This is a genomic window from Paenibacillus sp. J22FR21, from assembly GCF_056269135.1.
Map to the genome: position 1 here is coordinate 77,582 of NZ_JBWDNJ010000002.1, position 14,459 is coordinate 92,040.

Here is a 14,459-nt window from a genome sequence, read left to right on the forward strand (position 1 = left end):
AATGCGGCAAAGCATGTGCGTCATCGCTCGCGAAAGTACGGAACATAAAGCAGATTGCCCCTCGCCCCTCGTGACAACAAAAGGTCACCCAGTACCTACCGGGTGACCTTTTGTTATCTAACCCTAATCCTAAGAGCTAAAACCAATCTGATCCACCTGGTAGTACGCATTCCAAATCGAAGTAGAATTGGCGCTGTACCAGATTTTGATTTTGTCGATGCTGCCTTTGTATGCCCAGCCGCTGAGATCCATCGAATACTTGTTCCAAGTATCGGGCGTCATTGTCGCTTTCCCTTCTATAATGTTGCCGCCGCTGTAAATCCGAACGGTCACATTATACTGCGTGGCCCCTGGGCAAGCTCCATATGAATCTAAAGCAAATTGGAACTTAGGTGTGCTCGTCACATTGATAGGCGAAGAGAACACTTTCGTGATGCCTTTCTCTGCCCGAGCTCCGCCTTCACCATCGCCGGTCGTCGCGTTGTTGAGGTTAATCTCGAAAGCTTTTGAACCGCTAAACGGAGTACCCGGGCTGTTGGCGAAGCTGGATACGGTTGCCGCCGATTGTGAATATTCGGAGATGGCCCAGCCATCGGCAGAGGATTCGAAGGTAGACACGTTAGCAGTCGGCGTGATTGAACCCACAGACGAGAGCGTACCGACTGCAGGAGGCGTCCGATCGGCCAGCAAGGAGGCGTTGTAGCCCGGGATAACAGTAGCCCAGTCCGTAATGCCGATAATCGCTTTTGCAAAATCGGTTACCGTCGCAGAATCACTCGTATCGATCTTCTGGAACACATTGTAGATGTACTTCTGATCCTTCGGCGCATATAACACCGATTTGGCCGTATCTCGTGTCCATAATCCGAGGTTCAAGCCGCCTTCGCCGCCATGGTCGACATGGCGATGCAGAATGAAGGAGTCGATGCCGCCAAGGAATTTCGCTTTGTAGTAGGAGTAGGCGTAAGCGGCAGCTTGCGTTTTCTGATCCGCCAATGAGTTGCTGAGGGAGTGGAAGCCTTGCTCGGACAAAATAATTCTCCGCTTATTCCCGCCATACAAATAGTTCGCCGCTCCGATGTAATTGGTCAACACTTGCAGGTTCTTGAAGTTGATTCGAACGGAGTCTGAACTGTTCGTCACGCTCGTATCGTTCCAGATCGTCGGATCGAACAAATCCTCCGGATAAGGATGGTACGCGATATTCCAAGGGATGTTCCCCTCCGCAGTAATTCGTTTATTGAATTCATCCATGATCCCTTTGCCTTTGTAAGTGCGAAGTGCATCAGATCCAACGCTTCCGTTCCAGAAATGATCGAGGGAGATGTAGGTTCTGGCATTGGAATAGTACTTCTTCACTGCAGTCTCCGCAATACGATAAGCCCGGGCGTACTGCTCTACGAAGTCTTGCAGCTGCTTGTTGCCCATGTCGTACCAATAGGCTTGGGAGTTAACTTCGTTCCCGACGATATAGTTAACAGCTCTGCCGTATAACTCGTCACTTCTGGTATATCGGCTCGCGAGGAACTCGGCGCCTGCTTTCCAATATCGGACGCCATCCGCATTGGTCGTATTGATTGCCGCGACAGTGCCGCCGGCATAATCGGGATGAAGGAGCTTCGAGTTAATCGTCCCCGCTGCGTTGTACATGATGAGAATGAGGCTGACGATGACATCATCATCCGACAATGTCTTGATGTCATGGTCAAGCCCATTAATGTAAGATTGCTTGAAATAATAAGTAGTGCCGTCCATCACGAACGGAATGGCACCTGTTGCGTTGTCTAGGAACAGCTCGTTAAAAGACACGTTCAGTGCCGCATGGCTGATGCCAAGCTTCTGCGCGTCATCGACCGTTTGCACCTGCAGTCCTTTGATCGAGCTTGCCGTTGGAAAAGCAAAGGTGTTGACGGAGGCTGTCTGCTGCGTGACATAAGTAGGACTGGCTACGAGTTTCTTGGTGGTGTGGTTGATGACGACGAACTTGGAGTAGGCTTTGTCGCGGGAGGAGGCATATCGTGCGGTGGAAAGTGAAAAGCTGGCAACCCCGCCGCTTGGCGTTACGGTTTGTGTGGCATCAGCCGTGTAAGTTGTATTGATATTGTATTGTTCGTAGGTCTGGAGCTCGATGAGGTCAAGTTGAACGGAGGAAGCGGTGTTGTAGGTTCCGGCAGCTGTGATCTGCGTAGAACTAGCGGATAGTGAACTTATGGAGCCCGGATAAGCAGCAGGGTAAGCAGAGAAGCCGATATTATCCAGCTGATGTTTGCCGGTCCAAGCGGATGTGTAGGTTACAGAGCGGTAGGCAACTTCGATTTTCGAAATGCTCGTTCGATAGGCCCAATCACTGAGGTCGACGCTGAGCTCATTCCAGGTGTCACCGGCGATGGCTTGCGTGGAGACTAAGGTTTGAGTGCCGCTAGTGAACGTAATCCTTACTTCAAACTGAGTATGCGATGGATTAATGCCGTAGGTGTTGAAAGCGCCGTGGAAGTACGGAGTTGCGGATACGTTGATGGCAGGGGAGAAGTTCTTGTAGGTCGATCGCCACGTCGTTCCCGCTGCGGATGCGGTTGTCAGCTCGCCCATACGGTTGCCGCCGTATGGTGTTTGCGGACCATTCAGGCTGCTTGTTACATTCGATAACCCGGTGACGTTACTGCCCCATTGCCAGCCATCGGTCCCGGATTCGAAGCTTCCGATATCCGTCTGCAGCACGGCCGCCTCGGCCGTCTTGGGACCCGGAATGAACGGAATAAGAACCGCCAAGCAAGTCATCCAAATCATCCAACGTTTAACTCTCTTCATAATTAACCTCCTTTATAGGTATACTTACATATACTAATATATACTTTAAAGGAGGGGTTTTCAATGATGAATTCAACGATTTGAAGAGTTTATTCAAGATATAACGAAGGTTTGATAAAAGTATACTTTGGCGATAATCGACGGTTTTTCGCAGCATCCAGCAGCAAATGTTGATTTGCGCAAGTCTCGAGAGCCGTTGGTTGGCCTTTCCCACATGAATAAAGTCTAACGGTTGTCAGGGTGGCTATTTCATGAGAATCAGCCTGTTTGAAACTCTAACGGTTGTGGCAGACGTTATTTGCAGCAAATGGGGCGGTTCCTAGTGGAAAACGTTCAATAAGCTCAGTGGCAACCGTTAGAAATGAAAATGGATGAATTTATGCTAAATAAGCGCTGTCACAACCGTAAGCATCGGCAATGCGACAAACGCATGCGCTCAACGAGGAGGAACAGCACATTATCCGTTCCGGAAGCCCAAAAAGCCGACGCTGTAACCAACGTCGGCTTCTCGCGCGCACGGTCGCCATGTTACTATGGCAAACTCTAATCCTGTTTCCTCACGGACCGCCGCACAATTAGCTCCGCCGGCAGCATGACCCGCTTCCACGGTGGCGCACTGCTGCGCTCTTGAATACGCTCAATAAGCATCTGCATCCCAAGAAAACCGAATTGATAAGCTTGCTGCGCAGCCACGGTGATGAACGGATCCATTTCGGAGTTCAATCCGAAATCATCGAAGCAGACAACCGATATATCCTCCGGTATGCGCAGTCCCCTGGCGCGCAGCAGCCGAATGAGGACGACTGCAAGGACATTGTTGCCCGCCATAATGGCAGTGGGCATCGATTCACCGGCCTTACTGTCTATCCATTGCCCCATGGCCTCGACATCCAGATGCGGTCCGAAGGTTGTTTCATGGACATCCTGTTCGCGCAGCGTCAGATCGTTCAGCTTTATCGCTTCTTGAAAACCTTGCAACCGGAGCCGAGCGCTCGAGATGGAAGGGGAACCGTTCACGAGTGCGATACGACGATGACCTTGCTCCACCAGATGTTCTACCAACGAACGGGCTCCATCCCTGCTGTCGCCGAGCACGATATCGCAGGCGATGCCGGGAACCTCGCGATCTAGAAGAACGAACGGCACATTGTGCTTGCGCAGCTGCTCCAAGTGAGGGAGCGATGGATCGCCTGTCGGCGCAAGTAATGCCCCATCTACCCGTGTTGTCAGAATGGTGTTGATATAGTCCCCTTCCTTATCCATGCTCTCGTCGCTGTTGCCAAACAGCAGGCGGTAACCGTGTTTGCGCGCAGCATCTTCTGCGCCGCGTGCGAGCGTCGTATAGAAGGGGTTCATAATATCCGTTATGAGCAGAAACAAGATGCGGGTTTGTTGCAATACGAGGCTTCTCGCCATTTGATTAGGCACATACCCCAGCTCTTCCATCACCTTCTTCACCTTCAAACGGGTTTTCTCGCTGATCTTGCCAGTGTTATTGATAACTCTCGAAACAGTCATCGCCGACACATTCGCTTGTGCCGCAATATCATAGATTGTAACCATGCTGGACGTACTCCTTATCGACAAATCATGCACTAATAGTATACAAGAAACGGATTGACAGCAAGCGGTTTCATTGTTATTTTTATGTTATCGGTAACATTATTTATCATTCATGGACAATGGAGGGGTTAGCTGTGGCAGATATCCGCACTCGATTTGAATCCTCATTTCCCAAGATCGGGATTAGACCCGCAATTGACGGCAGACGCAAAGGGATCCGCGAGTCGCTTGAAGAGCAAACGATGGAGATGGCGAGATCGGTAGCAAGACTATTCTCGGAGAATCTGCGCTACCCGAACGGGGAACCGGTGGAATGCGTAATTGCAGATACATGTATCGGCGGTGTGGCGGAAGCTGCGGCTTGCGGCACCAAGTTTGCACGTGAGAATGTCGGGGTTTCCATCACGGTAACACCTTGCTGGTGTTATGGCACGGAAACCATCGATTTGGACCCCTCGATTCCGAAAGCGGTTTGGGGCTTTAATGGGACAGAGCGTCCAGGTGCGGTATATCTCGCAGCCGTGTTGTCCGGTTACGCACAGAAAGGACTCCCCGCGTTCGGCATTTACGGCAATGAAGTGCAAGATACCGGCGATACCTCGATTCCTTCAGATGTACGCGATAAATTGCTCGGATTTGCGCGTGCAGGACTTGTAGTTGCTTACATGAAAGGAAAGACCTATCTGTCGATGGGCTCGGTTTCCATGGGGATTGCAGGCTCCATCGTCAACGATGCGTTCTTCCAGGAATATCTCGGCATGCGTACCGACTATGTGGATATGACAGAGTTTGTCCGCCGCATGGAGCAAGGCATCTATGATCCTGCCGAATACGAGCAAGCGCTGGAATGGGTGAAGAAGAACTGCGTGGAAGGCCCGGACAACAATCCGGATTCCATCCGAACTACCCGTGAACAGAAGGATAAGGATTGGGAAACGGTTGTCAAAATGACGCAGATTACCCGTGACCTCATGGTCGGCAATCCGCGCCTCGATGAGCTCGGGTATGGCGAGGAAGCGCTTGGACATAATGCGATTGTTTCAGGATTCCAAGGGCAGCGGGCGTGGACGGACCACTTCCCGAATGGTGATTTCATGGAGGCAATCCTGAATTCCTCCTTCGACTGGAACGGCATCAGGGCACCTTACATCGTCGCTACAGAGAATGACAGCTTGAACGGCGCAGTGATGCTGTTCGGAACCCTCCTCACGAATACGGCTCAAATCTTCGCCGATGTGCGTACATTCTGGAGTCCGGATTCCGTTGAACGCGTGACAGGCCACCGTCTGGAAGGCCATGCCGAGAACGGCATTCTGCATCTGATTAATTCCGGACCGGCAACGCTTGACGGTACGGGGCAGCAAGAACGAGGCGGCAAGCCGGTGATGAAGCCTTTCTGGGAAATCAGCGAGGAGGAAGCACAGCGCTGCTTGGATGCAACCTCATGGCGTCCGGCTTCCTTGGAATACTTCAGAGGCGGCGGCTATTCGTCGGATTATTTGACTCGCGGCGGCATGCCGATGACGATGTCCCGCATCAATCTGGTGAAGGGGATCGGACCGGTTCTCCAAATCGCCGAAGGATATTCCGTAGACCTGCCTGAGCATGTGCATGATACGCTCGACAAACGGACGGACCCGACGTGGCCGACAACTTGGTTTGCACCATCCTTGACAGGCAAAGGCGCGTTCCGCAGCGTTTACGACGTGATGGACAACTGGGGCGCAAACCATGGCTCTATCAGCTATGGCCATATCGGCGCGGACCTGATTACACTTGCTTCCATGCTCCGTATTCCGGTCAATATGCACAATGTGCCTGAAGAGAACATATTCCGTCCGCGCGCTTGGTCGCTGTTTGGTACGGACAATCCGGAGAGCGCGGACTACCGTGCTTGCAACAATTTCGGAGCGCTATACAAATAAGACATCCACTACCCTACCTTAGGAGGATCACTCATGCTACACGGAATCCCTAACATCATCTCACCTGAATTGCTCAAGATCTTAATGGAAATGGGACACGGCGACGAAATCGTCATCGGGGACGGCAACTACCCTGCAGCCAGCAACGCACAGCGCTTGGTACGCTGTGACGGCCATAATGTGCCGGAAGTGCTGAACGCTATTCTGCAGTTGTTCCCGCTCGATCAATACGTCGAGAAGCCGGTGACGCTCATGCAGGTGGTGCCGGGCGACAAAGCGGAAACGCCGATCTGGGGTACCTTCGAAACCATCATTCGTGAGCGCACAGGTAAAAGCGAGACGTTCGAAATGATCGAACGCTTCGAGTTCTACGATCGCGCGCGCAAAGCCTATGCGATCGTTGCTACAAGCGAAAGTGCCTTATATGCCAATCTCATTCTCAAGAAAGGCGTTATCGCCTAGCTTGCCTGAACCAACCGATCGCCCCGATGTTTAATCGGCGGCGGTCGGTTTTTTTGTGCGCAATTTGGTAAAACTATGCCGAAATGGAAGGAGGCTCCGATACCACATGAAGGAGAAATCACTCGGCTTCTGGCCGGTATTCATGATGCTGACCTTATCGGTCGGGCTTTCATCTCATGTTATCCTGCTGCCTACGGTGCTTGAAGTTTCCAGCAGGGATGCATGGATGTGCGGCATTATCGCTTTCGTTGTTCTCGTACCATGGGCAACGGTTTTCATTACCGGAACGATGAAGCGAACCAAACAAATTAATTTACGGAAATGGCTGCGAACGCGATTATCCCCATTCGGAGCGTGGGTACTTATTTCGCCCGTTATTCTCCTTCTCCTGCATACCAGTTTTCAATCGTTTCTTCAAACGACCTCTTGGACTTCCTCCACGTATTTACCGGAAACGCCGCAGCTTGTCGTGATGATTTGTTTCATGACACTCATTGGTTTTGCGGTTTGGAACGGATTGCGAGCCATTGCCTACATGTCGTGCTTGCTGCTGCCGGGAGTCGTCATTCTGGGCGATTTTGTCATGAGCGTCAATATGCCGAACAAGAACTATGCGCTCCTGCTTCCGATGGTGGAGAAGGGGTGGGGTGCTCCGCTGCACGGAGCCGTTTACGCCGCCAGCTGCTTGATGGAACTGTTCATGCTGTTGTTTCTTCAACATTTCTTCAGCGGCGTCATGAAGAATTGGCAGCTGCTCCTGCAGCTTGGCTTTATTATGCTGCTCATGCTTGGTCCCTCTATAGGTGCCATTACCGAGTTTGGCCCTGAAGAAGCAGATAAACTGCTTTACCCCGCATTCGCGCAGTGGAGGCTTGTATCTATAGGGAAGTATGTCGAGCATGTGGATTTCTTCGCGATTTATCAGTGGATTTCCGGGGCATTCGTACGGATCTCGCTTGGTATGGCACTTGTAATAGAGTTAATCCCGCTGCGTAAGCCGAAGGCTCGGTTGACCTTCATAGTAACGTTAATTTTGATCTATATCGTGCTCGGCAAAATCCTCTTAGGACATTTAAACGCCGCACAGTCGATCATCCAGCTTACTTTTATCATGGATATTGGCATTGCTGTATTCGTGACCACGGGGTTATGGTTGTTATCGTTCAAAGGAGTTCCTAAGGAGGGCGGCCTTGATGAAAACCCAAAACAACCAGCTGAAGCAGGAGCGGCAAATAACCTCTGAATGGCTGGTTGAGGCAATCAGCAGCTGCGGAGATGTGGAAATCCACCATTTGCAGCGCGAGCTGGGCATGACCGGGGAGCCCGAACATTTTACAATGATGTATTCCGGCGGGTTGATTGATACTCATCTTTTGCAGGACCTGCTGGGCTCAGACGGAAGCCGCCTGCAATTAGATCCGGAGAAGAGCCCGCTAATCATGAAATTAGAACCGGGCCCGGAGGGAATGAAGCTGTTCGATCGTTTGTTCTCCGGACACGTGATTATTTGGAAGCAGGAAAGCGGACAATTCTATGCCATCAATTGTTCGCATCAGCCTGGACGAAGCCCGGAAGAGTCCACGCTGGAATTGTCGGTGAAGGGACCACGCGATGGGTTCGTCGAAGAGATCGTAACTAATTTGGCACTGATTCGCAAACGACTGCGCACACCGAAGATGCATGTAGAGTGGTTCACCATAGGAACGGAGACGCAGACGAAAATTTGTTTGCTATCCATGCAAGGCGTCACTTCGCAGAGCGTCATTAATGAGGCCAGAACGAGATTGAAGGGAATTCATATCGCCGCCTTGCATGGAGCCGGAGAGCTGGAAGATATTATCTCAGACCGATCCATCGCGCTCGTGCCGCTTATCGAATACGTAGGCAGACCGGACTTCGTCGTCCAGTCCTTGATGAACGGACGCGTGGCTATTCTTGTGGATGGCAGCCCGGCAGCATTGATCGCCCCGGTTAATGTTTCCTTATTGGTCAAATCCCCGGAGGATGCGTATCAGCCGTTCTACTTCGTCGCCTTTGAAAGAACATTGCGATTTATCAGCTTTTTCATAGCCGGCACGCTTCCCGGCTTCTGGCTGGGATTGCTTGCCTTCAATAATGATCAAATACCGTTTGCGCTGCTTGCCACGGTAACGATGTCCAGAATTGGATTGCCTCTCAGTCCGCAGATGGAGTTGATTATGATGATGCTGATGTTTGAAATGTTCCGTGAAGCCGGTGTACGACTGCCGAGGGCGGTCGGTCAGACGGTTACGGTTGTTGGAGGGCTCATTGTGGGTGATGCTGCCATACGAGCTGGTTTAACGTCACCAACCATGCTGGTCATTACAGCTGTAACGGCCGTTTCGACGTTTACGCTCGTAAACCAATCACTGAACGGGTCAGTCACCGTCATTCGTTTTTATATCATTGTGGCCTCCGCGTTTCTGGGGCTGTTCGGTTTCTTTATTTCGCTGTTTTCGGTGATGCTCTATTATTGCACGCTGGAGTCGTTTGGGATGCCGTTCATGAAGCCGATTGCCCCTTTCCAGTTTAAGAAGATGCTCTCCGCGATCTGGCAGTTGCCTTGGAAATACCGCGCCAAGCGAAATCTGCCATGACTAGGCTAAGCAAGGCGCTGCTGCAGTTGCTGTCAACGCTGTTGCTGACCTGCATGCTGAGCGGTTGCGGAGACACGACCGATCTAAGCGCGCAAGCTTTTGTCACGGCAATGGGAATTGATTATCAGGATGGGCAGTATGTGGTACATGTGCAAACGCTGGACTTCTCTTCGATAGCAAAGTCAGAGAGTCCCAAATCCATGAAGCCTTCCGTTTGGGTAGGAGTTGGCCGCGGGAAGAGTGTCCACACCGCAACCAATCAAATTGCCATATCAACGCAAAGCACGCTTAATTTCGAGCAAGTGAAAGTCGTTATCGTTCGTGAACCGGCGATGGTTAAGATGAATGAGATCTTGGATGCCGTGAATCGCGTTCGCGTCACCAGATATACCTCATGGATCTTTGGAACGCGAGGCGACATGATGGAATTGCTGACCTCGAGTGCTTTCTTTAATCTGTCTCAGTTGTACAGCCTTATGTACAGTCCTCAGACTCAGGCGAAACAGAGCAGTTCCGTGCCTCCGGTTACGATGCAGACTTTCGTTGCGGATTATAACGAGAAGGCGGTTACGGCACTGCTGCCCAGCATCGGTGTGACGCAGGATACTTGGCACGAGAATGCTAAACCGATAACCGTGCAGGAGCTCGATGGCGTGTTTGCGTTCAAAGGCAAGAAGAAGCCGCTCTACTTGCCCTTAAAGCAATCGTTAGGTGTTCGGTGGTCGAGTAATAGTTTTAAACGAGCCATTTATGCGGTGCAGAACAAAGGGGATGGCACTGACGTCGTTACGATCAGGAAAATGAAAGTGAAGAAAAAAGTAAAGATGATGAATGGGCGACCGACGTTCGAGCTGCAGGTAAAAGCAAAAGGTGAATTGAGTGAAATGGGCAATTCGCTGTCGATTCCGCAGCTTGAAGGACAGATTCGCGAGATCATCCGGGCTGAGATTAAGCAGACTTATTTGGCCGGAGTTAAACAAGGCGCAGACCTGCTGAATTTAGAGGAGGTGCTGTATCGGTACCATCTCCGTCAGTGGAAGAAGACAGCGTCAGCCGAGAGTTGGCATCCAGGCGAGGCAGATCTCAAGGTGAGTGTAGCTTTCAAAATCGTGCATGCAGGCGTTTTTGAGATGAAGTAGGCGTAAGGGGGGAGTTAGAATCCTACATTCATCCATATGACGGCTAAAAGCATCCATGTAGTACGGGATCATAAGGCCCTATACTGGTAGACGACTACGGTTTAGTCGTTTCGAACGAACTCTAAGGAGAGTCGTTTATTCCATATTGGGGAGAGCTGCATATGTCGATTATTTTCAATTCCGCTACCAATCTCTTTCACCTTCAGACCCGCTCCATGAGTTATATTTTCCAAGCGTTGGAAGGATTCCCGACACATCTCTATTGGGGTCGCAAGCTCAATAATCCGGATGCTTCGCGCCTATTGCAGCGCATGGAACGGTGTTCGTTTAGTCCGAATCCAATTCCGGAGGATCGTACAATTTCACTCGATACACTACCGCAGGAATATCCCTTCTATGGTTCAAGCGATCTGAGAAACCCGGCCTACGCGGTGCAGCTTGCCAACGGGACAACCGTAACGGAGCTGCTCTATGTCTCGCATCGCATCGTAAACGGCAAACCGGCGCTTGAAGGTCTGCCTGCTGTTTACGCGGAATCGGCTGATGAAGCACAGACGCTGATCGTCACATTGGCGGACAAGCTTGCAGGGCTTACGGTAGCGCTATCCTATACGGTCTTTGAAGCGTTTGATGCGGTCATACGCTCGGCTCGTATTGTGAATGACAGCCAATCTGTAATGCAGTTGACCAGAGCGCTGAGTGTTAGCGTCGATCTGCCGCATGATGGATTCGAGCTTCTGCAGCTCTCCGGCACTTGGGCACGTGAGCGTTATATTCATAAACGCGCGCTGACGCCCGGCGTTCAGGCTATCGAGAGCCGCCGCGGATCAAGCAGCCATGCCAACAATCCGTTCTTCGCGCTTCTTGGCGAAGGGGCGACCGAGGATCAGGGGGACGTGTATGGTTTCAGTCTGGTTTACAGCGGCAGCTTCACGGCTGGCGTCGAGGTGGATCAATACCACACGGCACGCGCTTATATGGGGATTAATCCGTTCGATTTCTCCTGGCGGCTCGAGCCGGGCGAAGCGTTCCAGACACCGGAGGCTGTTATGGTCTTCTCCTCGGCCGGACTTGGCACGATGTCCCACACGTATCACGAGTTGTACCGTACGCGGCTGTGCCGCGGTGCTTTCCGCGATGCGATAAGACCTATCCTGGTCAACAATTGGGAAGCAACGTACTTTAAGTTTAATGCCGACAAGATCGAATCCATTGCGAAAGCAGGCAGCGAGCTCGGACTTGAACTGTTCGTGCTGGATGACGGCTGGTTTGGCAAGCGCGATAGTGACAATTGTTCGCTCGGAGATTGGATCGTCGATCCGAAGAAGCTTCCGCAGGGCTTGGAAGATTTGGCTGAGCGGGTACGCAGCCACGGTCTGCAATTCGGTCTGTGGTTTGAGCCGGAGATGGTCTCGCCGGACAGCGATCTTTATCGTGCGCATCCTGACTGGTGTTTGCACGTGCCTGGGCGTCGCCGCTCTGAGGGAAGAAAGCAGCTCATTCTCGATCTCTCACGCGCGGATGTTCAAGCTTACATTATTGAGGCAATCGGCTCGATCCTGAAGAGCGCGCCGATTACGTATGTGAAATGGGATATGAACCGCAATATGTCGGAGATCGGCTCGGCGTTGCTGCCGGCGGAACGCCAGCGTGAAACGGCACACCGTTACATGCTTGGGCTGTATAACGTACTGGAACAAATTACGACCGCATTCCCGCATGTTTTGTTCGAGAGCTGCTCCGGCGGTGGAGGCCGCTTCGATCCCGGGATGCTGTACTATATGCCGCAAATATGGACAAGCGACAACTCCGATGCGATCAGCAGGCTGAAGATTCAATACGGCACCAGCATCGTTTACCCGATCAGCTCGATGGGCGCCCACGTATCGGCATCTCCTAATCATCAGGTTGGCCGTGTAACACCGCTGAAGACGCGCGGGGATGTGGCGATGTCCGGCAATTTCGGCTATGAGCTTGATTTGACTGCATTTACGGAAGCGGAGAAGGAAGAGGTCAAACGCCAAGTTGAGCTGGTGAAGGAAGTTCGTGAGCTGGTGCAATACGGTACCTTCTACAGGCTGCTAAGCCCATTTGAGGGCAATGAGACGGCTTGGATGTTCGTGTCGCCGGATCAGCGGGAAGTGCTGGTCGTCCATGTTGTCGAGCTTAATGAGCCGAACGCGCCGCTTAGCAGACTGAAGCTCAAAGGACTGCGCAGTGACTATAGCTATGAATGGATCGGAACGGACGAGGTGGTAGGCGGCGACGAGCTGATGTATGCCGGTGTAGCCAAATCCATCCCGCATAGCGATTATTTCAGCACGGTCTATCGATTCGCGGCACGAGAATAGATTCCATGAAGATCTACTGCTATCCTCCAAAACATATACAAACGATATACGTTTCTAGGGCTATTTGACGGACAACCTCATATTCTCCTGCATATGATAGATTTGTAAGCGCAATACGAAGGGAGAGTGAGGTTGTGCCGCATACGATCGTCTGCACCATCACAGCTTTGTTTGGATCACTTGTAACCTTCTCTTTCGGAATGTGGCCGGAATCCTTAACGCTCCTTCTCGTTGCGATGGGAACGGATTATATCACAGGTATAACGGCTGCTATTAAGGAGAAGAAACTAAACAGTTCCATAGGTTCATGGGGGATTGCCAGAAAAGGCATTATGCTTGTTGTCATACTGCTGGCGCACCGCATTGACATCTTACTGGAGCTTAGCAGCATTGCAATGGGCGGAGCCATATACTTCTATTTGGCGAATGAACTAATTTCGATTACCGAAAATCTAGGAAGAATCGGCGTTCCCATGCCGGACCGCCTTCGTCAACTTATAGAAGTGCTCAAGAACAAAAAGTAAAGTATAGCTCGCTTGTTTTGAGGCCATCCTGTTTGGGATGGTCTTTTTTTTCTTATCCGAACACCGCCTACACGTCTTGCAACTTCAAATTGCACTTGTTATAATGAGAACAAATGTTCTTATGCGCAGTGCTTGGAGGGGTCAGTATGGCTGTAGATATGGCGGGGTCTTCAACGCCCGTTCAGATCGGCAAGGAGCTGGAATTAGTGAAACGCTACGTGCTGCTTGGTATCGTGAATCAAATTCTCGACCATGATATTCGAATCATTGGCGCGACTGCTACGAAGCTGCCGAGGCTTTACGAATCGATGATTAGAGGGCTCCAAGATCGGGTGCTGCTTGAGCTGGCTGCCATGCGCAGACAGTTTCGGGACAGCGGCATCGGCGTTGACAAGGAGAAGCGGAGCACGGCAGGACTCTGTGCAGAATACAGCTGCATGGGCTACCGGCATTCGTTCTCTATGCCATGGACCTTCGTGAAGGCTGAATCCGAGCGGCTGCTGAAGAGCTACTTGACGAGGTGACGTTCATCATTTTGTCAAAAAGCCGAAAAAAGTTTATTTACAGAAGCGGTTTAAGGTTGAGAAGAACGGACGATCTTATGTAATATAGGGAGTAGACATTTGATGAAAAGGGGAGCAAGAAGCAATGCATAAGTGGATTATGTTCATCGTTTTCGCAGCAGCTTCGGTTTTGGGCGTATACTTGCTGACGACTCAGCTTCCGGGTAAGCCGGTTGACGAGGCAGCGTCATTGCCGCCGGGCGTTACATTATTGAAAGTGGAAGCCTCATCTGACTTCGTATTCGACAAAGAAGAGTACAAAGTTAAAGCAGGCGATAAAGTAAAACTCAAATTGATCAATAAGAGCGGCGTGCACGGTCTTGCCATTCCTGATCTGGGTATTGATCTTCAAGGCGACAAGATGGAGCAAGAAGTGGTATTCGATAAACCGGGTAAATACGAGATGCACTGTGCCGTTGCTTGCGGAACAGGCCATCTAGAGATGAAGTCCGTTCTAATCGTTGAATAACAAGCAAAAAGGAGCCCGCAAACGGCTCCTTTTTTAT

11 protein-coding genes are annotated in these 14,459 nt (G+C 51.2%); 9 read left to right on the forward strand and 2 right to left on the reverse strand.

All coding sequences use genetic code 11. The features are described from left to right. Positions 1 to 129 precede the first annotated feature (129 nt). Positions 130 to 2,808: a DUF5722 domain-containing protein gene (locus tag AC0YNS_RS06135; RefSeq protein WP_475780165.1), complete on the reverse strand. Its 2,679-nt coding sequence runs from the start codon at positions 2,806 to 2,808 to the stop codon at positions 130 to 132. Between the two features lie 543 nt (positions 2,809 to 3,351). Continuing rightward, entirely contained in the window at positions 3,352 to 4,371 is a 1,020-nt protein-coding gene (locus tag AC0YNS_RS06140; protein WP_475780166.1) for a LacI family DNA-binding transcriptional regulator, read from the reverse strand. Between the two features lie 119 nt (positions 4,372 to 4,490). Here AC0YNS_RS06140 and AC0YNS_RS06145 point away from each other — a divergent pair, with 119 nt between their 5' ends. The 9 genes from AC0YNS_RS06145 to AC0YNS_RS06185 all read left to right on the forward strand — a co-directional run bounded on the left by AC0YNS_RS06145 (position 4,491) and on the right by AC0YNS_RS06185 (position 14,422). Further along, positions 4,491 to 6,296 carry an L-fucose isomerase gene (locus AC0YNS_RS06145; protein WP_475780167.1) on the forward strand — a complete coding sequence of 602 codons (1,806 nt, stop codon included), beginning with the start codon at positions 4,491 to 4,493 and terminating at the stop codon, positions 6,294 to 6,296. Positions 6,297 to 6,329: 33 nt separating this feature from the next. Further along, positions 6,330 to 6,758: an RbsD/FucU family protein gene (locus AC0YNS_RS06150; protein WP_090982927.1), complete on the forward strand. Its 429-nt coding sequence runs from the start codon at positions 6,330 to 6,332 to the stop codon at positions 6,756 to 6,758. Positions 6,759 to 6,864: 106 nt separating this feature from the next. Beyond that, complete coding sequence (locus tag AC0YNS_RS06155; protein WP_475780168.1) at positions 6,865 to 8,001, forward strand: GerAB/ArcD/ProY family transporter; 1,137 nt, start codon at positions 6,865 to 6,867, stop codon at positions 7,999 to 8,001. Continuing rightward, positions 7,952 to 9,376 carry a spore germination protein gene (locus AC0YNS_RS06160; protein ID WP_475780169.1) on the forward strand — a complete coding sequence of 475 codons (1,425 nt, stop codon included), beginning with the start codon at positions 7,952 to 7,954 and terminating at the stop codon, positions 9,374 to 9,376. The genes AC0YNS_RS06155 and AC0YNS_RS06160 overlap by 50 nt, the downstream gene beginning before the upstream one ends. Then, positions 9,373 to 10,515, forward strand: coding sequence for a Ger(x)C family spore germination protein (locus tag AC0YNS_RS06165; RefSeq protein WP_475780170.1), 1,143 nt, complete (start codon positions 9,373 to 9,375; stop codon positions 10,513 to 10,515). The genes AC0YNS_RS06160 and AC0YNS_RS06165 overlap by 4 nt, the downstream gene beginning before the upstream one ends. A 161-nt stretch (positions 10,516 to 10,676) precedes the next feature. Next, positions 10,677 to 12,866, forward strand: coding sequence for an alpha-galactosidase (locus tag AC0YNS_RS06170; protein ID WP_475780171.1), 2,190 nt, complete (start codon positions 10,677 to 10,679; stop codon positions 12,864 to 12,866). Between the two features lie 134 nt (positions 12,867 to 13,000). Then, a complete protein-coding gene (locus AC0YNS_RS06175; protein WP_091214630.1) occupies positions 13,001 to 13,390 on the forward strand; it encodes a phage holin family protein in 390 nt (129 codons plus the stop codon). Positions 13,391 to 13,536: 146 nt separating this feature from the next. Then, entirely contained in the window at positions 13,537 to 13,914 is a 378-nt protein-coding gene (locus AC0YNS_RS06180; protein ID WP_090982939.1) for a YhjD family protein, read from the forward strand. A 124-nt stretch (positions 13,915 to 14,038) separates the two neighbouring features. Then, positions 14,039 to 14,422, forward strand: coding sequence for a cupredoxin domain-containing protein (locus tag AC0YNS_RS06185; protein WP_090982941.1), 384 nt, complete (start codon positions 14,039 to 14,041; stop codon positions 14,420 to 14,422). Positions 14,423 to 14,459 lie beyond the last annotated feature (37 nt).